Source organism: Nocardia pseudovaccinii NBRC 100343 (genome assembly GCF_001613225.1).
GTDB lineage: Bacteria > Actinomycetota > Actinomycetes > Mycobacteriales > Mycobacteriaceae > Nocardia > Nocardia pseudovaccinii.
The window spans coordinates 37,207-57,010 of sequence record NZ_BDBY01000193.1 but is presented as its reverse complement, the minus strand read 5'-3'; the positions used below and the strand labels follow the sequence as shown (position 1 = coordinate 57,010).

The following is a 19,804-nucleotide window of genomic DNA, read 5'->3' as shown; positions in this document are numbered from 1 at the left end:
GTAGTGATTGTGGTGTGCGATGACCGAACCGAATACCTCCTGTGCCGCCTTCCAGCGGGTGGCGGCGATCGATCCCGACGCGATCGCGGTGCGCTCCATCGGTGGCGGGCATGCCTTGACCTGGCGGGAGTACGCCGAGCAGGTGCGGCATATCGCGGCGGGATTGCATGCGCTCGGGATCGGGCGCGGGGATACGGTCGCGCTGATGATGGCCAATCGGGTCGAGTTCTATCCGATCGAGGTGGGTGCACAGCACACCGGCGCGACCTCGTTCTCGGTGTACAACACCCTCGCACCCGAGCAGTTGAACTATGTGTTCGGCAATGCGGGCAATCGGGTGGTGATCTGCGAGGAGCAGTACGTCGAGCGGGTCCGCACCTGTGGAGCGCAGATCGAGACCATCGTGTGCATGGATGCCGAGCATGCGGGAACGATCAGTCTCGCGGAGCTGAAGGCCAAGGGCCGCAACGATTTCGACTTCGAGGCGACGTGGCGTTCGGTTCGGCCGGACGATATCGCGACGCTGGTCTACACCTCAGGTACCACCGGAAATCCGAAGGGCGTCGAAATCACCCATGCCAACCTGACCACCGAGGCGCACGCCTTCAATGCCGTACTCCCGGTGGAATTCGGCGACCGGCAGACCTCCTACCTGCCGACCGCGCATATGGCCGACCGGTTCACCGCGCTGTATCTGCAGGAGTACTACGGCATTCAGATCACCGTCGTGCCGGACCGCAACCAGCTGCCCGCGGCGCTATTGGACGCGCGCCCGACGATTTGGGGTGCGGTGCCACGGGTGTGGGAGAAGTTCAAGGCCGCGGTCGAGTTCTCGGTCGCCAACGAACCCGACGAAATGACAAGGGCCGCACTGCAATGGGCACTCGGCGTGGCCGCACGCAAGGCCGCAGTGCTACTGGAGGGTGGAACCGTCGATGCGGAGCTGGCCACCGAATGGGCAAAAGCCGACGAGTCGGTGCTGTCGAAGCTGCGCGCCGAACTCGGCTTGGACCAGGTGAAGTGGGCGATGTCGGGTGCCGCGCCGATCCCGCCGGAGACCCTCGGTTTCTTCTGCGGTCTCGGCGTCCCCATCTCCGAGATCTGGGGTATGTCCGAACTGACCTGTGTGGCCAGCGCCAGCCCACCCGCCGAGGCGCGCCTGGGCACCGTCGGTCGCATGCTGCCCGGTTCGGAGGCCAAAATCGCCGACGACGGCGAATTCCTGGTCCGCGGACCGCTCGTCATGAAGCGCTACCGCAAGGAACCGGGCAAAACCGCCGACGCGATCGACGCCGACGGCTGGCTGCACACCGGCGATATCCTCACCCGCGACACCGACGGCTACCTCCGCGTGGTCGACCGCAAAAAGGAACTCATCATCAACGCGGCCGGAAAGAACATGTCCCCGGCCAATATCGAGAACACCGTCAAGGCCGCCACCCCGCTGGTCGGCTCGATCGTCACCATCGGCGACGCCCGCCCCTACAACACCGCCCTGATCGTGCTCGACGCCGAATCCGCGACACCCTATGCGACTCAACGCGGTCTGCCCGCCGCCTCCGCCCCCGCCTTGGCCGCCGACCCGGGCGTCATCGCCGAAATCGCCCAGGGCATCGCCGCGGGCAACGCGAAACTGTCCCGCGTGGAACAGATCAAACGCTTCACCATCCTGCCCACCTTCTGGGAGCCCGGCGGCGACGAAATCACCCTCACCATGAAACTGCGCCGCAAGCCCATCGCGGCCAAATACGCCACCGAAATCGAAACCCTCTACGCCCCAACTCTCTCCGCCACCACCCACGAACCAGCCACCCAAATCCCCTCCGAGGTCTGACCCAGCGCTTCTCACGCCTCGGCGCGCAGGGCCTCGACGGGGCAGGTGTCGATGGCGAGTTGGGCGTCGGGGTGGTCGGAAGTGGGGATGGGGTCGGTGAGGATGCTGACTTTGCCGGAGTCATCGACCTGGAAGATATGCGGGAGTAAGGCTTCGCACATGGCGTGGCCTTGGCAGCGGGTTCGGTCGGCGGTGATTCTCATGCGGGACGCCGGGTTTCGACGCGTGCGGCTTGCAGCTGGATCGGGAGGCCGTCGAGTGGGATGGGGCCGGTCGCCCAGCCCATCGGCGGCACATATCCAGCGGGTACCGACCACTGGTAGTGCAACAGCATGCGATGCATGATCGCCTTGACGGTCATGCCGCCGAAGTACAGGCCGATGCACTTGTGCGCGCCGCCGCCGAAGGGCGCCCAGACGTAGCGGTGGGATTTGTCCTCTTGGCGTTCGGCGGTGAAACGCTCCGGATCGAAGACATCGGGGTCGTGCCACCAGCGGTCGATACGCATCGCCGAATGCGAGCCGATGACGACAATGGTGCCCGCGGGTAGGAAGTGGCCCTGGATCGCGGTGTCGCGCATCGTCTCCCGGATCTGCTGCCCGACCGGGGAGTACATCCGCAGGATCTCCTTGAACACCAGATCCAGGGCGGGCAGCCGGTCGAGATCGTCGTAGTCGAGCGAATCCTTGCCCAGCGCTTGCGATTCGGCGCGCAGCCGGTCCTGCCACTCCGGATGCAAACCGAGTTGATAGCCCATCATCGCCAGTGCGATGGTGCTGGTGTCGTGCGCGGCCATCAGCACGAAGATCAGATGGTCGACGATGTCCTGGTCGGTGAAGGTATGGCCCTCATCACTTGCGGTGTGGCACAACACGCTGAACAGGTCGTCACCGGTGCCCGCTCGTCTGGCGGGCATTTCCCGGCGGCAGTAGTCCTCGAGTACCTTGCGCCCGCGCAAGCCCTTCGCCCACACACCGCCGGGCATATTGGTGCGCACCAACGCCTGTCCCCCGCGCACCGCATCGATGAACGCACGCTCGAGCCGCGCCGCCTCTGGACCGAGGCGTGCGCCCATGAACACCTCCGACGCCATGCGCAGCAGCACATGTTTCGTTGCCGGGAAAAGTTGAAAGTCGTTGGCGGGCAACCAGTCACTCATGCCGCGGGCGATCGCCGGAGTGGTGATGTCGAGATAGCCGACCAGTCGAGGCCGGGTGAAGGCCTGCTGCAGAATGCGCCGGTGGTATCGGTGCTCCTCGAAATCGCGCAGCAGGATGCCGCCACGGAAGAACGGTCCGATGAAAAAGTCGTAGCCCCCCTTAGCGGAGTACACCTTGTCCCGGTCCGCGAGCACCTCCTCGATCGCCTCCGGGCTCACCACCATCACGACCTGCCGCCCGAGCAGTCCGGACCACTGCACGGGACCATATTTCTCGAAGCGCCGCCGCGCGAAATCGAGGTTGTCCGTCATGGCTGGGAGGGCGTGCCCGATCACCGGTAAGCCGTAATCGCCTAGTATCGGCCGCAATTCGCTACCGGCGGGTGGTTCGGCGAGGGCTCGGGTCCGCGACGGATAACGCTCGGCCAGCGCGGATGCGGCGTACTTTGCCCGTCGGCCCATCGTCGACATCATGGTCGTCCTCTCGCATCCTTGCGAAAATCGTGTGATCCACACCATACAGGAATCGATGGTTTCCGTAAACGGTTGTTTCCTGATTTGCCTGCGGCATACTGAGCCTGTGACACGGGCAGCGACCGGGATCTACCGCGGCACCTCCGCCGAGCAGCGGCGCGAGGATCGCCGCCGTCGCCTGATGGATGCGGCCCTCGAGATCATCGGCACCCAGGGGTGGGCGACCACCACGGTGCGCGGAGTCTGCGAACAGGCCAAGGTCGGCCCGCGCTTCTTCTACGAGAGCTTCTCGGACCTCGACGCCCTGGCCGCCGCCGTGCACGACGAGATCATCGGCACCGCCGTCCGCAGTTCCCTCGACGCCCTCGCCGCCGCACCCGAGGGGATTCCGGCCAAAACGCGCGCGGCGGTAACCGCCATCGTCACCTCCGTCATCGACGACCCGCGCCGCGCCCGCATCGCCTTCGCCGAAGCCCACGGCAGCGAAACCCTGATGCGCCGCCGCGCCGCCGCCATGCGCACCATCGCCGACGTCGTCGCCGATCAGGAACGCGCCCTCCTCGCGCCACCACCGGGCAGCGACACCCTGGTGCGCGCGGTCTCGCTGATGATCACCGGCGGGGCCGCCGAACTGATCCTGGCCTGGCTCGACGGCGGCATCGAGGTCACCCGCGACGAACTGATCGACCTCTGCGTCGAATTCGTCCTCACCTTCGCCGACAACCTGGCCACCATGGCCGCTCGCCTGCCACCCAGACCAGTTCCCTGAGCGCGCTTCGGCCCGGATGCATCGCGAGCTGGTCGGGTCCATCGCCTCGGTCGGAGTGCGGCGACCATATGGCTGGCGGCGTTCGGCAGGTCGATGGCAGGGCAAGGCTGGCGTTGGCTTCTGCACTCGACGCTGCGCCGATCGAGTGAACAGCCCTGAGGCGTGATGGGATTCAGGGTGACCAGCGGGAACAAGGATCGGGCGAGCTAGCCGGAAGGTACGCGCCGTAAGCCGCTCGGGGAGTTGTGCTGTGGCGGTCAGGCGGTGGGACTGCGACACTCGACGAGGTGCGTGGCTGTAAGACGCTGTGGGAGTTGGGGTTACAGCGGGAACGTCAGGCGGCGGGGGTTGACGTAGTCGGCCGGGTCGTGCAGGGTGCGCAGGTTCGGGCGGTGGTCGGTGGGGATGCGCGACAGTTCGCCACGCAGTGGGATGTCGTAAGTGGCGGCGGAGGCGGTCAAGCCGGGCAGCCAGTTGTCGTGGTGGCTGGGAACGAACAGTGCGGGACGGATGGCCTCGATGTAGCGACGCGGGTCGCGAAGACCATTGCTGATCTGGTTGAAGCCCTGGATCGCGCCGATCTGGACGTCGGTGGGTGCAAGGTCGGCGAAATCGTCGAAGACCTGCGGGGCCTTCTCGGTGAGCGGCCCCGAGGAATCGTGCCAGACCAGCGCGAATCCGGGAACGCGGAATTGGTAGAGGAGGGTGCCGCCCTCCGGATCGCCGAGGCGCGGCGCACTCTGCAGGACACCGGCCAGCGTCGGTGGATGCCGCACCAGAGCGCCCAGTTCCGGCAGCGGGAAGAACGGCGCGGACCCGCCGGGCCGCTCGGGAGCGGTGCGCGCGGAGTGCACGTGACGAACCGCGGTGACCTCCACCGGTCCCACAGTGAACTCGTGCCGCTCCCCCGGAAGCGACGCACCGTCCCCGAGCGCGACCGTCCGGAATGTCGGATCCGCCACCTGCGCACGGATATTCACGCCGTGCTCAGCGGTTCCATACACGACTGCCCCCGACGCCTCGGCGATCCGACCCGCATCAGCGGCATGATCGAAATGCCCGTGCCCGATGAATATCGCCTCCGGCGCCAGATCCGCCAGATCCTGCGCCGTCGCGGGCACATAACCGGTGCTCGTCAGCCGCGGCACCCACGCATCCAGCAGAAACACCGACCCCGCCAGCGCGAACGCATAGGTCGTACACCCCACCCAGGACAACACCACCCGATCCGCACGCACCGCACCCGTATCCGGATCCACCACGTCCGTCCCGAAAAACCGCACCCGCGCCGCCACCGTCCGCGGATCCGCCTGCGCGGCCGAGGCCTGTAACCGCCCCGCCGCCAACGCCGTACCCGCGCCGATCACACCCCCGAGCGCCGACCACCGCCCCTGCAAGCCCCGAGGATGAATGCCGCACACCCGTGTACAACACCACGGATCACCGCCCCGAACAACCCACACCCTGTCCGGCGGCCGCACCGAGCCGACATTCCTGACCACACAAGCACCTTTCGCCCCCCAGCAGATACGCGGGCCGAAGCGGTGGAAGGAGCGCGTCGAACTGCTCTGGGCGGCCGCTGACACTTGCGCGCGTCTGCACGCCGCGCCGCTGATCAGGTGAGCTGACCGAATCCGCTCGGGCGCGAGTGGTTACGGGTAGTGCGGCGGTTTCGGCGCAAGTGATAACCACCTCGATGGCCCGAGATCCACGAGTGGAGCTCACGGCGCTGCCGAGTGCATACAGCGGACCGCTTGTACGCGCCCCTGCAGTTCGCATCCAGCGGTAGCCGCGATCTCGAGACACGGCGCGAATCTCACGGCACCGTCCGCTGGGTGTTGGCCCGCCGCGGCGACGGACAGGACGCGGACACCACTTCCACCCGGGGCGGGTTACCACTGTGACCCCTATCGAATCCACGGCTGTGGAGTGCAGATGGCACGGTGAAGTGCAACCACACCTCAGCGGCGCCTCCACAGCATGCGCTGATCTCTGTTCAGGCGGGGTGGATTACAGCTGTACGCCCAGCAGACCGTCCACGGCGCTTGCGATCAAGGCTGGGGCCGCGCTGTCTCGACCTCCGTAATTCAGGGCCTGGTTGGCCCAGTTATCCACGGCAGCAAGGGCTTTCGGTGTATCGAGGTCGTCGGCGAGGTGTTGGCGGAGGCGGGCGACGGTGTCTTCGGCGGCGGGGCCGCAAGCGAGCGCGGTGGCTCGGCGCCACAGGTCCAGGCGGGCGGTAGCGGCGGCGAGGACGGCGTCGGTCCACATCCGGTCTTGGCGGTAGTGACCGGCGAGCAGGCCGAGGCGGATCGCGGCCGGGTCGACGCCCGCGGCGCGCAGCTTGGAGACGAGCACCAAGTTGCCGCGCGACTTGGACATCTTCTCGCCGTCCAGGCCGATCAGACCGGCGTGCACGTAATGACGGGCGAAGCGGCGGCCCGCGATCAATGCCTCGGCGTGTGCGGCGGAGTACTCGTGATGCGGGTAGATCAGGTCGCTACCGCCGCCCTGGATATCGAATTCGGGGCCCACGCGGTTGAGCGCGATCGCCGCACACTCGATATGCCAACCCGGTCGCCCGGCGCCGAACGGCGCCGGCCACGACGGCTCGTCGGGACGCGCGGCGCGCCACAGCAGTGCGTCGATGGTGTCGCGCTTGCCGGGACGGTCGGGATCGCCACCGCGTTCGGCGAACAGACGATCCATGGTTGCGCGGTCGTAGCCCGATTCGTAGCCGAACTGCTCGGTGGCATCGGCGCGGAAGTAGATGTCCGGATATTCGGCATCCTCGACCGTGTACGCCGCGCCCGAGGCCAGCAGCTTCTGCACGAATTCGATGACCTCGTCGACGGACTCCACGGCGCCGATGTAGTCGCGCGGCGGCACGATGCGCAGGGCGGACATGTCCTCGCGGAACAGATTGATCTCGCGGGTGCCCAGATCGCGCCAATCCACACCGTCGCGGGCGGCGCGCTCGAACAGCGGGTCGTCGACGTCGGTGACGTTCTGCACGTAGTGCACCTCGTGGCCCGCGTCGCGCCACAGCCGGTTGACCAGGTCGAACGTCAAGTAGGTGGCGGCGTGGCCGAGGTGGGTGGCGTCGTAGGGGGTGATCCCGCAGACGTACATAGTGGCCGTAGGGCCCGGGGTCACCGGGCGAACCTGCCGGTCGGCGGTGTCGTACAACCGCAACGGTGGCCCTGCTCCGGGAATTGTCGGTAGGGCGGTATCGGACCAGGACTGCATGATTCGAGGGTAAAGGTGTGGTGGAGGCCATTGCGCCGCACCCTGCTCCCAACGATAGGTTGTATGCCGATCACCCCTGATCTGACCTGCCTCGATGTCGCAAAAGTCGGATGTCAATGTTTGCCGTCCGGCGGATCGAATTGCCGCGAGTGGCGCAGGTCACTGTCGCTGAGTTCGCCGTGTGCACGGGGCTGTCCGAATTCGGCCGCGGCCGAGTGCGATCGCGCTAGGTTGGATGGGTGACTGTTCTCGGTGCGGTGTCGATGCCCCAAGTTTCCCCGGAACATTTGGCCGCGCTCGCGGCCGCAGCCGAGGACAGCGGTCTCGAGGAACTGTGGTTGTGGGAGGACTGCTTCTGGGCCGGTGGAATCACTACCGCCGCAACGGTGTTGGCGCGGACCGAGCGGGTGCGTGTCGGGATCGGGGTGATGCCGGTGCCGCTGCGTAATGTGGCGCTCACCGCTATGGAGGTGGCGGCGCTGTTGCGGCTGTATCCGGGCCGGGTGATTCCGGGTTTCGGGCACGGTGTGCAGGACTGGATGGGACAGATCGGCGCGCGGGTCGAATCGCCGATGACGCTGCTACGGGAACATCTGGTTGCGCTGCGCGGCTTGCTGAACGGTGAAAAGGTCAGCGCCGCAGGCCGATACGTGCACCTCGACAATGTCGCCCTGGAATGGCCGCCGACCACGTCCCCGCCGATCACCGCCGCCGCGACCGGCCCGCAGACCCTGCGACTGTCCGGCGAACTCGCCGACGCCACCATTCTCACCGGACGAACCACCCCCGACGGCGTTCGCGCCGCCCGTGCGCGCATCGAGGAAGGCCGCGCGAAAGCCGCACGCACCGAACCGCATCGGGTCATCGTCAACCTGCTCACGGCCACCGGACCCGACGCGGCCGAACGGTTGACGGCGGCCCAGCAACGCAACTCCAGTGAGCACCCGCCCGAGGCAGGCGTCGCGGGCGACGCACAAGCCGTCGCGGATGCCGTCCGCCGCTACGCCGACGCAGGCGCCGACACCGTAGTCCTCGAACCCACCGACGACGATCCGAACCTGATCGAATTCGTCCGCTTCGCCGGTGCCGAAGTCCGCCCGCTGCTCAACTGAGCGCGCCACCCCTGGCTGCGGTCGGGCTCCAGCAGCGCGAGTGGATCGCCGCCCGCCTCGGCGAGCAATCGGTATCGAATGGCGGGCGAGAGATCCGGACCGTGACTGTCCACCAGGGCGGCCGCCGACTCCTGCGCCAGGCCGGTCAGCGCGAGTTCGGGCATCTGCAGAACTCCGCACGAATCCCGCCTCTCCGCGCCAGGCCGGAAAGCGGAAACCGCAATCCCGTCAGGCAGCACACGCGCCCCGGCACTCGATGCAATACGGCACCGCCCGCACATCGCAAGCGGCCGCCGACGGTATCCCCGGGCTGTGCCGACTTCAGCTCAGAACGCGGGCCACGGGATCGGCCGCGACGTGCGCGGCACCGGCATCACCGGGTTGTCCAGCAGTTCCTGCGTACGGTCGGCGAGCGCCTCGATCTCGGCATCGGTGAGATGCGGTGCGAGATCATCGGCGACCGAACCGGGCAGTTCCTCGGCGAAGGCGGCGATATCGGCCATCAACCCGTCACAGATGGGTTTACCCGCCCAGCCCCACAGCACCGTGCGCAACTTGTGCTCGCTGTGCAGGCAGATGCCGTGATCGACGCCGTAGACCTGCCCGTCGACACCTTCCAGCGCATGCCCACCCTTGCGGTCGGCATTGTTGAGCAGCACGTCGAGCACCGCCATCCGCTGCAGTCGCGGATCGTCGGCATGGATCAGCGATACCTCGTTACCCGCCGGATCCTCGGCACGCAGCACCTCACAGAACCCCTCCGGCACCGCACCCAACGGCACCAGATCCACCAGATCGAGCCGGTTGCCCTGATCGGTGTGGTTGTCCACGGACTCCACCCACCGCTGCACCATGCCCGGCCCATAGGGGCCATCGCGCAGAATCGTCTCCGGAATGACACCCCACCCCAGTGCATCCGAGACCCGATACGAGGCCACCTCACGCCCGGCCAAGGTACCGTCCGGGAAATCCCATAGCGGACGTTCCCCGCGCACCGGCTTGTAGACCACGCGAACGCCGTCCGTATCGCAGACGAGGGTGACATTGCTCGCGGTCGTCACCCGACCGATCACCGTCAATTCCGCGGTGTGCCACCGAGGCTCGGCCACGGACTACTCCTCTAGCTCGGCCGCGCCGAAAATATCCCCGCGCTTGTATCCGTTGGTTCGCACGCACATATGCCCGCGCGAGGAAAGCGGTTCCCCGCACAGCGGACACGGCGGCCGACCGGCCGCGATCACCCGGGTGGAGCGCAACGCGAACTCCCGCGCCTGGATCGGGGTCAGGAACACCCGCACCGCATCGGGGCCCTCCTCGGTGTCATCGAGCACCACCGACTCGTCGACCTCGGTTTCGGTGATCGCCAGCAGTTCCACCACCACCGCGCCCGCATCGGCGTCCCAGCCCAGGCCCATGGTGCCGACCCGGAACTCGGCGTCGATCGGGGTCACCAGCGGGTCGCTGTCGGAGATGTCCTCGGCCTGGGGCGGCACCTCGGCGCCGAAGCGGCGCGCGACCTCGTCGAGCAGCAGACCCATCCGGTCGGCGAGCACCTTCACCTGTTGCTTCTCCAGCAACACGCTGACCACCCGTGGTTCCTGCACGGCCTGCAGGTAGAACGCGCGATCGCCCGGCTCACCGACGGTCCCGGCGACAAAACGATCGGGGGTGCGAAATACGTGGATTGCGCGAGACATCTGCACCTCCTGATACGTGGCCCTGATCGACTACCCGCGGCGCTGGACTCCGCAACACGCCACCTACTCGTTTACAAGGAATCTCGAAGCTCCGCATTCCCATTATCCGCACTCGGGGTACCACCAAGCTCGCCACCGGGAACCGGACCGGCTTCGGGCTCCGCGGGCGACCCCGAGGCGGGCCGTTGCGGTTTGATTGCCAAACCGGACAGATCCGCCCCCGTGTCGTTGAGCCGAACCACATACGGCGCGGTCGGGGTGTAGCGCACGATGCTGAGCGAGGCGGGTTCGACCACGATGCGCTGGAAACCGTCCAGATGCAGGCCGAGCGCATCGGCGAGCACGGACTTGATCACGTCACCGTGCGTGCACGCCACCCACAGCACGTCACGACCGGCCTTCTCGGCGAACCGTCGATCATGCTCGCGCACCGCGGCCACGGCACGGACCTGCACCTGCGCCAGACCTTCGCCGCCGGGAAAGACCGCGCCCGAGGCGTGCCGCTGCACCACCTTCCACAGCGGTTCGGTCAACAGATCCGCGATCGCCTTGCCGGTCCAGTCGCCGTAGTCGACCTCGATCAAACGATCGTCGTACTCCGGTTCCAGACCGAGCTTTTCCGCAAGCGGTGCGACCGTGCGCTGACAGCGCAGCAGCGGCGAATGCACGATGTGCTCGATCGACAGCGCGGCGAGCCGTTCGGCGACGGCGCGAGCCTGGGTATCGCCGTACTCGGTCAGATCGACTCCCGCACTGCGCCCGGCCAGGGTGCGGGCGGTATTCGAGGTCGAAACACCGTGCCGCAGCAGGATCACCGTCATGGCACCAGCCTAACGATCATGTCGCCGACACCACTCCGCTCGCGAGCAGGCCCATGACCGTCAGCCCGAGCACGATGCGGTAGCCGACGAACCAGTCGAGGGAATGTTTGCCGACGAACTTCAACAGCCATGCCACCGAGGCATACCCGACCACGAACGCCAGAATCGTCGCGACCAGCAGTTGTGGTCCGCTGGCGTTGAGGCCCTCACCCGCTGGTTCGAACGCGTCGGGCAGGCTGAACAGGCCCGATGCGGTCACCGCGGGAATGGCGAGCAGGAACGAGAACCGCACGGCCGCTTCACGCTCGAGCCCGAGGAACAGACCCGCCGTCGCGGTGGCACCGGAACGCGACACACCCGGGACCAGGGCCAGACATTGCGCGAAGCCCATGATCAAACCGTCGCGGGTGGTCAGCTGCTCGATCGGGCGGATCCTGCGTCCGTAGTACTCACCGGCGGCGATGACCAGCGCGAACGCGACCAGCATGAACGAGATCAACCATAAATTGCGGGCACCGGTGCGGATCTGATCCTTGAACAGGAATCCGAGCACGCCGATCGGGATCGTCGCGATGATCACATACCAGCCGATGCGGTAGTCGAGTTCACGCTGCGCCTGCTCGTCCAAGACGCGCTTGTGATCGGCGGTGATGACCGGAAGGCGCATGGTGGGCTGGTCGTGCAGCGGCAGCTCCGGCTCACCACTCTTGGTCAGCCGATCGCGCAGCCCGGCGAACCACGCGAGGATGATCCGCCAGATGTCCTTGGCGAAGAACACCAGCACCGCCGCCTCGGTGCCCAACTGGGTGACCGCGGTGAACGAGGCGCCCGCGTCGTCGCCGAAGAACACCCCCGAGACGATGCGCAGATGCGCCGAAGAGGAGATCGGCAGAAACTCCGTGAGACCCTGCACCAGACCAAGTACCAAGGCCTGAACCCAGGTCATCGACTCGCCGACCACGAACCAGCCTCCACTTCCGCCCGAAATATGTGTTCCTACTGGGCAATTGGTCCGGCGATCGGTCGCATCACCATGACCCACCACCGCAATCTCGCAGCGACAGTACAGTGTCGAGATGGCGGCGGCATGCCCGGCTCGACCGTGCGACCCACGGTGCTGGTGGGCGTCGAGTTGCGTATCCACACTCTAGGCTTGGCGCCGTGACGATTGCGCGGACACGGTGATGGAACAGCGGACGGTCGGCCGCAGCGGCCTACGGGTGTCCCGGATAGGACTTGCCACCCACACCTGGGGGGCGCATACCGATACCGATGATGCGGCGGTGCAGCTGGTGGCGTTCGCCGAGGCAGGCGGCACACTGGTCGATACCTCCCCGGCCTATGCGGGCGGCGCGGCACAACGGATCCTGGCCGAACTGCTCGGTGATCTGGTCTCCCGCGACGATCTGGTGCTCAGCGGCTGCGCGGGTGTCGCGCCGCGGACTTCGCCCGCACCCGTCGGGCCGACCGTGCCCGAACCGGAGCCGGTGCGACCGGCCGTGGACACCTCCCGTCGCGCGCTGTTGCGCCAGCTCGATCGGACACTGCTCGAACTGGGCACCGACTATCTCGATATCTGGCATGTCGCCGCCTGGGATCCGGCGACCCCGCTCGACGAGGTCGCCGCCACTCTTGAATTCGCGGTGCGCTCCGGACGCGTCCGCTACGCCGGTGCGCGCGGGTTCAATGCCTGGCAGGTCGCCAGCCTCGCCGCGGTCGCGCCCGTCACCGTCGCGCAGACCCCGTACTCGCTGTTGGTCCGTGACACCGAAACCGATTTCATTCCGGCCGCGCAGCATCACGGTGTGGGGCTCATCGCGACCGCGCCGCTGGCCGGGGGCATTCTCACCGGCAAATACCGTGACGGGGTGCCCGCCGATTCGCGTGGTGCGGACGAGGCGACCGCCGCCGAGATCCGGCACCGGCTCGACGACCACGCGACCCGGGTGGTCGAGGCGCTGGTGACCGCCGCCGACGGACTGGCCACCTCACCGTTGGCCGTAGCCCTCGCCTGGATCCGCGACCGTCCCGGCATCGCGAGCATGATCGTCGGTGCGCGCGATATCGGGCAGCTCACCGGGGTGCTGGCCGCCGAGACATTGGAACTGCCGCGTGCCATCGCGGCCGCGCTCGACGATGTCAGCGCACGCGCGGCGGGGTGACTCGATGAGGGAGGCTAGCCTTACCTGCATGAGGTTTCTCGACCGTGTCCGATCCGGCGGGGCGCGTTCCCTCCTGGCGGTGCTCGCATTGGCCCTGCTGGTCGGTTCGGCCTGCGGAACCGGCAGCGATGCCACCGGCAGCGGCGGCCGCGGGCCGGTCACCGCGAAACTGGAGAACCTCGATCCGGTGCCGATCGGGCCCGAACCCACACCCACGCTGCCCGCGACCGTCCGATCATTCGACGGGGCCGAAGTCACGGTCACCGATGCCAGCCGCATCATCGCCGCCGACCGCTTCGGCACACTCGCGCAGACGGTCTGGGCGTTGGGTATGGGCGCCAAAATGGTCGGGCGCAGCACCGCGGCCGGATTTCCCGCGGTCGCGAATCTGCCCATCGTGACCGGTGGCAGCGGTTCGCTGAACGTGGAATCCGTTCTGGCACTGCGTCCTTCGGTCTTTCTCACCGACAGCACCAGCGCCGCGCCTCAGGTGCGCGAGCAGCTGCGCGCGGCCGGGGTGACGGTCGTCTATTTCGATCCACAGCGCACCATGGACGGCGTGGTGCCGCAGATCGAGGCGGTCGCCGCCGCACTCGGCGTACCCGATCGCGGCCAAGCCCTGGCCCAGCGCACCCGTGGCGAAATCGCCGCCGCCAGTGCCGCGGTACCCGAACAGGACAAGCCCCTCACCATCGCCTTCCTCTACCTGCGCAGCACCGCCATCACCATGCTCGCCGGACCCGGCTCCGGGGCCGATGCCCTCATCGCCGCACTCGGCGCGCGCGATGCGGGCACCGAGGCCGGGTTGCCCGAACCGTTCGTGGCGATCACCAGTGAGGCCATGATCGCGGCCGCACCGGATGTGCTGCTGGTGATGTCGGACGGACTGAAGTCGGTCGGCGGCGTCGACGGGCTGGAAAAGGTGCCCGGCATCGCGCAGACACCCGCCGGGCGCAACAAGCGCGTGGTCGATATGGCCGACTCGGTGGTGTTGAGTTTCGGCCCGAACACCGGCCGCGTGATCGCGGCCCTGAGCGAGGCCGTGTACGGCGCCGAGCCCGCATGAGCCGCGCGCCACGGTGCGGCGGTCGGGCCGTGCTCGGGAACGCCGGTGACGTGCGGGCGGCACTTCGCGGATGTGCGGCCGGACATCGCAGCCGTGCCGTGACGCGCGAGCGGACCACGGGTGCACTTTGCGAACAGCGGAGCCGAGTGTCGTGGATGCGAGCGTCAGCGAAATGACCACGGGGACAACCGGCTCGGCGATGCAGCGCAATCCGCATCCGATTGCGTCGAAGTCGACGATCGGGCAGGTGTGCGTGTGAACGAAAGGGCCACGGGAACAACCGCGACCGACTCGGCGATGCCGCACAGTCCGCATCCGGTCGCGCCCAAGCCACGGGGATGGTCGCGCACCGCGATCGTATTCGCCGTGGCGGTGGCGGCGCTGGTGGTGTTGGCGTTGGCGTCCGCGGCGATCGGGCAGGTGCCGACGACCCCCGCCGAGGTCGCGGGCAGTGTGCTGCATCGGATCGGGTTGGACTGGGGGCCGATGCCCGCGCATCCGGCCGGTGAGGTCACGCTGTGGGAAGTGCGATTTCCCCGTGTGGTGCTCGCGATCCTGGTCGGGGCCGCATTGGCGACAGCGGGTGCATTGCTGCAGGGAGTGTTCGCGAATCCGCTCGCCGAACCCGGTGTGATCGGAGTGTCGGCCGGGGCGGCGGTCGGTGCGGGCACGGTGATCGTGGTGGGTGGTGCGTTCGTGGCAGCGTGGTCGGTGGCTGCGGCCGCATTCGCCGCGGGGCTGTTGACCACATTGCTGGTGTATCTGCTGTCGCGATCGAATGGGCGCACCGAGGTGGTCACGCTGGTGCTCACCGGTGTCGCGGTCAATGCCTTCGCGGGTGGGCTGATCGCGTTCCTGCTGTTCATCGCGACCCCCGCCGCCCGCGATCAGATCGTGTTCTGGCAGTTGGGCAGTCTCAACGGAGCCACCTGGGATGCGGTACATGTCGTCGCGCCGCTGGCCGCAGTCGGGATTCTCGCCGCGGTCCTCATCGCGCCCCGCCTGGACCTGCTGGCCCTCGGTGAATCCGCCGCGCGGCATCTGGGCGTCGATGTGGAGCGCTTGCGGCGCAACGTCATCGTCGTGGTCGCCGTCCTCGCCACCGCGGGTGTCGCCTTCACCGGCATCGTGCTGTTCGTCGGACTGATCGTGCCGCATGTGGTCCGCATGCTCGTCGGCCCCGCCCACCGCATCCTCATCCCGTTGAGCGCCATCATCGGCGCGGTAGTACTCCTCGCCGCCGACGTGGCCGCCCGCTCGCTGGTCCACAACGCCGATCTCCCCCTCGGCATGCTCACCTCCCTCATCGGCGGGCCCTTCTTCTTCTGGCTGCTGCGCCGCACGCGTGCTCGCGCTGGAGGTTGGGCATGATTCACGAAACATCCTGGGGCGCAACCGATCCACGGGCTGTCCGTGTGTGTCGTCGCGCTCCCTTGCCCCGAAGCATTCGCACTTTTTCCCCGGATCATCACCACTTGCGTGCACCGGCAACAGATGTGGGTGGGGCGGAGGTGTGAGCGGGGTGCTGGAGGGATTGAGTTCGGTGTTCGCACGAACGCATGAGTTGCCGGTGCCGCCGCAGCGGGGTGCGGTGACGCTTCGGGCCCGCGGAGTGAGCATCGACAGGCGGGGTGCTTGGAGGGCCCATCCGCGCCGGGTTCTCGAAGCCGTCGACTTCGACGTTGTCACGGGCGAGATCGTGGCGTTGGTGGGGCCGAACGGGGCGGGCAAGTCGACACTGTTGGCGGCGCTCGCGGGTGAGTTGGAGCCGAGTGAGGGCACGATCGAACTCGATGGGCGCGCACTGGGCCACTGGTCGCATTTGGATATGGCGCGGCGCCGGGCGGTATTGCCGCAGAGTCACACCGTCGGATTCCCGTTCACCGCTCGTGAGGTCGTCGCCATGGGTCGTGCGCCGTGGGTGCGTACCGAGCGGCGCGACCTCGATGACGAACGGATCGCCGCCGCCATGACCGCCGCCGACGTGGAACACCTTGCCGCCCGGGCGTTTCCGACGCTCTCCGGTGGTGAACGCGCCCGCGTCGCCTTGGCCCGAGTGCTGGCCCAGGACACCGGGACACTGCTACTGGACGAACCCACCGCCGCCCTCGACCTCGGCCACCAGGAAGCGGTGCTGCGCCTGGCCACCGCCCGAGCCGCCGCGGGCGCCGCCGTTGTCGTCGTCCTGCACGACCTCGGTATCGCCGCCGCCTACGCCGACCGGGTCGCGGTCCTGGAATCCGGCCGCATAGCCGCTGACGGCCCACCCCGCAAAGTCCTCACCACCGAACTGCTCACCCGGGTCTACCAACACCCCGTCGAAGTCCTCGACCACCCGATAACCGGCGCCCAATTGGTTCTCCCCGTCCGTCGCTGACCCGGTTGCTGTCTGCGGGTCGCAGCAGGAAACATCAAGGCCAGATTCGCGCCCTCGAGCACAGTCGTTCTCGGTCCTCTCGCCCGCCGAGCGCTCAACGCCAGATCAGCTTCAGCACCGCGGGTGTCAACAGCATGCGGACCACCGACGCGTCCAGGACCAGCGCCGCGATCATGCCGTAGGCGATGTACTTCATCAACACCAGATCGGAGAAGCCGAACGCGCCGGTAACCACGATGAGAATCGCTGCGGCAGAAGTGATTACACCGCCGGTGTGGGCGATGCCGGAACGGATGGCTTCCGGCGGCGGCGCGCCGTCCGCGCGCGCCTCCGCTATCCGCGACAGCAGGAACACCTCGTAGTCGGTGGACAGCCCGAACACCACCGTCACGATCAGCGCCAGCACCGCGAACATCAGCGGCCCCGGCGTGAAGTCGAAGATCCCGGCCCCGTGCCCCTCGACGAACACCCAGGTGAGCACGCCCAGTGTGGAGGCCAGACTCAATGCGCTCATCAAAACGGCCTTGAGCGCCAACACAATCGAACGAAATGCCAGATACAGCATCACCAACGCCGCGGCCGCCAGAAGACCGACCAGCAACGGAAGTCGGACCAGCAAACCATTGATGCTGTCGCGCTCGAGGGCGGGCACCCCGGTCACCATGATGTCCACCCCGGAAGGTTCCGGAATCGCCCGCAGCGCGTCGATCACCGCGTCCGCATCGCGCTTGTCGGTGAGACCGGCGTTGAGCACATTGATCCCGTCCTTGGTCGGCGCGCTCGGCTCGAAACGACCGGTTAGACCGTGAATCCGGCTGGCTTCGTAGCGGATATCGCCGAGCTGCTGCGGATTCGCGCCCACCACCACCAGCTTGATCGGCTCGGTGCGAAAACTCGGGAACAACTCGTCGAACCGTTCCTGCGCGACGCGCGCCGGATTGTCCGCGGACAGATACTGTTCACTGATACCGCCGAACTCGATATTGCGAATCGGAACGATCAGTGCCAGCAGCCCGAGCACGATCGGCACCACCACCGTCCACGGCCGCCGCATCGCCCGCGTCGCCAACCGCGAGAAGAATCCGGCGTCGATCTGCGCCTCGGTTTTGGTGCGTGAGAACCGATGCCAACCCCACAGGTCGATCCGCCGCCCGACAATGCTCAGCACCGCGGGCAGCGCCGTCACCGACAGCACCGCGGCGAGCAGCACCGAACTGATGCCGCCATAGGGCACCGACCGCAACACCCCGTTCGGGAAGATGAACAACGCCGCCAAGCTGATCGCGATGATCGCGGCCGAGAACAGTACGGTGCGCCCGGCCGTGGCGACGGTGCGCGCCGTCGCGTCCTCCACACTGTGCCCGGCGGCCAGCTCCTCCCGGAACCGGGTCACCGTGAAAAGCCCGTAGTCGATCGCCAACCCCAGACTCACCAAGGTGACCACCGCACTGGCGAAGACATTCACGTCGATGTGATCGGTGAGTATTCGGATGGTGCCCTGGGTGCCGAGCACGGTCATCCCGCCGATCAGCACCGGCAGCAAAGCCCCGACGACCCCGCCGAAAACGAAATACAACAGGATCGCCACGATCGGCAGCGCGATGATCTCGGCCCGGCGAATGTCGTCCTGCATGCCTTGATTGATGCCTTCGACAATCGGCTGCAGCCCGGCCAACTGCACCGTAGTGCCGCCGGGTCCACCGCCCGCGCGCCCAGCGCCCAGCTCGCCCTTGATCGCGGTGTAGTTCTCGACCGTCGCGGTGCCTTCCCCGCGCAATCCGACGCTGGCGAAGGCGTGGGTGTGCGAGGCGTCGGTGGCCTGCGCGGCGAAGGGGCTGTCCCAGTAGCTGTCGATCTTCAGGACCCGGTCGGGGTGATGGGCCAGCAGTTGCTTCAGTGAATTCGTCACTGCCGCACGCACTGTCGGGTCGTCGACGGTCATACCGGCGGGCGCGGTGTACAGCAGGATGATGTCGCTGTCGGTATCGCGACCGAAGGTGGCATCGGCGATCTTGGCGGCTGCCACCGATTCACTGCTCTCGTCGAACCAGCCCTCCTGGGTCAGCCGACCCGCCAGATCCCGGCCGTACCAGCCCGAGAGCAGCACCACGACAATGGCTGTACCCAACACCAGATAACGGTGGCGGTGGATGAGACGTCCCCACCGCAGCGAGCCGGATTCGATCATCTAGCCGCAGGCCGCGGTGCGGTAGTCGGCAGAGCGCAGAATGCCGCACAGATCGGTGCGCGAAATCTTCCACTTGCCGTCGAGCAGCACGAAATGCACGACGGTGGTGCGGACCGCGGTGCCGCTGCCGTCCTTGTCCAGCCGCATGGTCGCGGTCAACGTGCCGTCGCGGTTGTCGAAGACCGGGTCGGTGACGCCGTAGATAGCGCGTGGATTGTCCCGCAGTGCCCGGTACATATCCGGGATGGCGTCGCGGAAGGCCTCGCCGTCCTCGATGAGGTCGGTGCGCTCGGAGTCGGGCAGCGCCGGATCCAGGGCGCGTTTGATCTGCGCGTCCAATTCGGCGGCCGTCGGCAGCGGCCGGTGCGCCGCGCTAGAGGACACAGCGATCGAGGACGACAGCGAGGCATTGGCCGAGGAACGCGCGGCATCGACCGAGGCCTCGTCCGGTCCGGTGCTGCACGCCGCGGCCACCGCGACGAGGGCGGCCGCGGTCAGCGCGGAACGGGCGAATCGTGTGGTTGGCATCACCATCTACATACCATCTATGACTGAACTGATCCGGCCCAGCAGGGCCCGCACGGTTGTCATGTCCCGATCCGGGACCGCCTCGACCGGTTCCGCGTCCGGAATCATGTCGCGCACCAGCGCCACGACACTGCGTTCGTCGTCGAGGTCGATATCGGTGGCGCGGGCGTGCGCGACGGCGACCACATCCTCCGGTCCCGGTACATCGCTGTCGAGGTCGGCGCGGTAGATCTCCAGCACCACGGTGGAGCGCACGGTGCGGAAGGCGTAGGGCCTGCCGTCGGCCGTGGTGCCGAATCCGTGAGCAAACGGACCAACGGTTATGTCATCGATGGCAAATCCCGATGGATGGTCGGCTTTCAACCGGA

Annotated in this window: 18 protein-coding genes; 7 read left to right on the top strand and 11 right to left on the bottom strand. The window is 67.4% G+C overall.

Annotated elements, in window-relative coordinates:
* Positions 1 to 19 precede the first annotated feature (19 nt).
* Positions 20 to 1,834, top strand: a complete 1,815-nt coding sequence (gene fadD11 / locus NP3_RS24655; protein ID WP_063043973.1) for a fatty acid--CoA ligase FadD11 — start codon at positions 20 to 22, stop codon at positions 1,832 to 1,834.
* Positions 1,835 to 1,845: 11 nt separating this feature from the next.
* Here fadD11 and NP3_RS24650 read toward each other — a convergent pair whose 3' ends face one another.
* Together NP3_RS24650 and NP3_RS24645 are read right to left on the bottom strand one after the other, a co-directional pair.
* Positions 1,846 to 2,037 (bottom strand): ferredoxin, encoded by a 192-nt coding sequence (locus NP3_RS24650; protein ID WP_063043972.1) that lies wholly within the window; start codon positions 2,035 to 2,037, stop codon positions 1,846 to 1,848.
* Positions 2,034 to 3,455, bottom strand: coding sequence for a cytochrome P450 (locus NP3_RS24645; RefSeq protein ID WP_307678852.1), 1,422 nt, complete (start codon positions 3,453 to 3,455; stop codon positions 2,034 to 2,036). The genes NP3_RS24650 and NP3_RS24645 overlap by 4 nt, the downstream gene beginning before the upstream one ends.
* Before the next feature lie 118 nt (positions 3,456 to 3,573).
* Here NP3_RS24645 and NP3_RS24640 point away from each other — a divergent pair, with 118 nt between their 5' ends.
* A complete protein-coding gene (locus tag NP3_RS24640) occupies positions 3,574 to 4,236 on the top strand; it encodes a TetR/AcrR family transcriptional regulator (RefSeq protein ID WP_063044042.1) in 663 nt (220 codons plus the stop codon).
* Positions 4,237 to 4,556: 320 nt separating this feature from the next.
* On the opposite strand, the gene NP3_RS24635 is transcribed toward NP3_RS24640, so the two are convergent.
* Positions 4,557 to 5,633 (bottom strand): MBL fold metallo-hydrolase, encoded by a 1,077-nt coding sequence (locus tag NP3_RS24635; protein ID WP_245721092.1) that lies wholly within the window; start codon positions 5,631 to 5,633, stop codon positions 4,557 to 4,559.
* Positions 5,634 to 6,246: 613 nt separating this feature from the next.
* Entirely contained in the window at positions 6,247 to 7,485 is a 1,239-nt protein-coding gene (mshC, locus tag NP3_RS24630; protein ID WP_063043969.1) for a cysteine--1-D-myo-inosityl 2-amino-2-deoxy-alpha-D-glucopyranoside ligase, read from the bottom strand.
* A 239-nt stretch (positions 7,486 to 7,724) separates the two neighbouring features.
* Between mshC and NP3_RS24625 the strand changes: the two genes are divergently transcribed.
* Positions 7,725 to 8,597: an LLM class flavin-dependent oxidoreductase gene (locus NP3_RS24625; RefSeq protein ID WP_063043968.1), complete on the top strand. Its 873-nt coding sequence runs from the start codon at positions 7,725 to 7,727 to the stop codon at positions 8,595 to 8,597.
* Between the two features lie 326 nt (positions 8,598 to 8,923).
* Here the strand turns inward: NP3_RS24625 and NP3_RS24620 are convergent, their stop codons facing one another.
* From NP3_RS24620 to NP3_RS24605, 4 genes are all read right to left on the bottom strand, one after another.
* Positions 8,924 to 9,706 (bottom strand): SCO1664 family protein, encoded by a 783-nt coding sequence (locus NP3_RS24620; RefSeq protein ID WP_063043967.1) that lies wholly within the window; start codon positions 9,704 to 9,706, stop codon positions 8,924 to 8,926.
* A 3-nt stretch (positions 9,707 to 9,709) separates the two neighbouring features.
* Positions 9,710 to 10,294: a DUF3090 domain-containing protein gene (locus NP3_RS24615; RefSeq protein WP_040691105.1), complete on the bottom strand. Its 585-nt coding sequence runs from the start codon at positions 10,292 to 10,294 to the stop codon at positions 9,710 to 9,712.
* Between the two features lie 71 nt (positions 10,295 to 10,365).
* Complete coding sequence (locus tag NP3_RS24610; protein ID WP_063043966.1) at positions 10,366 to 11,115, bottom strand: histidine phosphatase family protein; 750 nt, start codon at positions 11,113 to 11,115, stop codon at positions 10,366 to 10,368.
* 16 nt (positions 11,116 to 11,131) lie between these two features.
* Positions 11,132 to 12,061 (bottom strand): undecaprenyl-diphosphate phosphatase, encoded by a 930-nt coding sequence (locus NP3_RS24605; protein ID WP_063044041.1) that lies wholly within the window; start codon positions 12,059 to 12,061, stop codon positions 11,132 to 11,134.
* A gap of 238 nt (positions 12,062 to 12,299) precedes the next feature.
* On the opposite strand from NP3_RS24605, the gene NP3_RS24600 reads away from it, so the two are divergent.
* The 4 genes from NP3_RS24600 to NP3_RS24585 all read left to right on the top strand — a co-directional run bounded on the left by NP3_RS24600 (position 12,300) and on the right by NP3_RS24585 (position 16,720).
* Positions 12,300 to 13,277 (top strand): aldo/keto reductase, encoded by a 978-nt coding sequence (locus tag NP3_RS24600; RefSeq protein ID WP_063043965.1) that lies wholly within the window; start codon positions 12,300 to 12,302, stop codon positions 13,275 to 13,277.
* Between the two features lie 28 nt (positions 13,278 to 13,305).
* A complete protein-coding gene (locus NP3_RS24595; RefSeq protein ID WP_063043964.1) occupies positions 13,306 to 14,343 on the top strand; it encodes a heme/hemin ABC transporter substrate-binding protein in 1,038 nt (345 codons plus the stop codon).
* A gap of 297 nt (positions 14,344 to 14,640) precedes the next feature.
* Positions 14,641 to 15,714, top strand: coding sequence for a FecCD family ABC transporter permease (locus NP3_RS24590; protein ID WP_063044040.1), 1,074 nt, complete (start codon positions 14,641 to 14,643; stop codon positions 15,712 to 15,714).
* Between the two features lie 163 nt (positions 15,715 to 15,877).
* On the top strand, positions 15,878 to 16,720 hold the full coding sequence (locus NP3_RS24585; protein WP_245721098.1) for a heme ABC transporter ATP-binding protein: 843 nt from the start codon (positions 15,878 to 15,880) through the stop codon (positions 16,718 to 16,720).
* A gap of 94 nt (positions 16,721 to 16,814) precedes the next feature.
* Here NP3_RS24585 and NP3_RS24580 read toward each other — a convergent pair whose 3' ends face one another.
* From NP3_RS24580 to NP3_RS24570, 3 genes are read right to left on the bottom strand one after another with little or no spacing between them, the layout of a single operon-like run.
* Positions 16,815 to 18,908 carry an MMPL family transporter gene (locus NP3_RS24580; RefSeq protein WP_063043962.1) on the bottom strand — a complete coding sequence of 698 codons (2,094 nt, stop codon included), beginning with the start codon at positions 18,906 to 18,908 and terminating at the stop codon, positions 16,815 to 16,817.
* Entirely contained in the window at positions 18,909 to 19,442 is a 534-nt protein-coding gene (locus NP3_RS24575; RefSeq protein ID WP_084508915.1) for a WKL family lipoprotein, read from the bottom strand.
* Positions 19,443 to 19,799 carry a hypothetical protein gene (locus NP3_RS24570; RefSeq protein WP_063044038.1) on the bottom strand — a complete coding sequence of 119 codons (357 nt, stop codon included), beginning with the start codon at positions 19,797 to 19,799 and terminating at the stop codon, positions 19,443 to 19,445.
* Positions 19,800 to 19,804 lie beyond the last annotated feature (5 nt).

What these genes read in the sequence shown, in the direction of transcription:
- fadD11 (WP_063043973.1), top strand. Translation starts at nt 20, where the DNA reads ATGACCGAACCGAATACCTCCTGTGCCGCCTTCCAGCGGGTGGCGGCG.
- NP3_RS24580 (WP_063043962.1), bottom strand. Translation starts at nt 18,908, where the DNA reads ATGATCGAATCCGGCTCGCTGCGGTGGGGACGTCTCATCCACCGCCAC.
- NP3_RS24650 (WP_063043972.1), bottom strand. Translation starts at nt 2,037, where the DNA reads ATGAGAATCACCGCCGACCGAACCCGCTGCCAAGGCCACGCCATGTGC.
- mshC (WP_063043969.1), bottom strand. Translation starts at nt 7,485, where the DNA reads ATGCAGTCCTGGTCCGATACCGCCCTACCGACAATTCCCGGAGCAGGG.
- NP3_RS24615 (WP_040691105.1), bottom strand. Translation starts at nt 10,294, where the DNA reads ATGTCTCGCGCAATCCACGTATTTCGCACCCCCGATCGTTTTGTCGCC.
- NP3_RS24590 (WP_063044040.1), top strand. Translation starts at nt 14,641, where the DNA reads ATGCCGCACAGTCCGCATCCGGTCGCGCCCAAGCCACGGGGATGGTCG.
- NP3_RS24575 (WP_084508915.1), bottom strand. Translation starts at nt 19,442, where the DNA reads ATGGTGATGCCAACCACACGATTCGCCCGTTCCGCGCTGACCGCGGCC.
- NP3_RS24645 (WP_307678852.1), bottom strand. Translation starts at nt 3,455, where the DNA reads ATGGGCCGACGGGCAAAGTACGCCGCATCCGCGCTGGCCGAGCGTTAT.
- NP3_RS24610 (WP_063043966.1), bottom strand. Translation starts at nt 11,115, where the DNA reads ATGACGGTGATCCTGCTGCGGCACGGTGTTTCGACCTCGAATACCGCC.
- NP3_RS24595 (WP_063043964.1), top strand. Translation starts at nt 13,306, where the DNA reads ATGAGGTTTCTCGACCGTGTCCGATCCGGCGGGGCGCGTTCCCTCCTG.
- NP3_RS24600 (WP_063043965.1), top strand. Translation starts at nt 12,300, where the DNA reads ATGGAACAGCGGACGGTCGGCCGCAGCGGCCTACGGGTGTCCCGGATA.
- NP3_RS24605 (WP_063044041.1), bottom strand. Translation starts at nt 12,061, where the DNA reads ATGACCTGGGTTCAGGCCTTGGTACTTGGTCTGGTGCAGGGTCTCACG.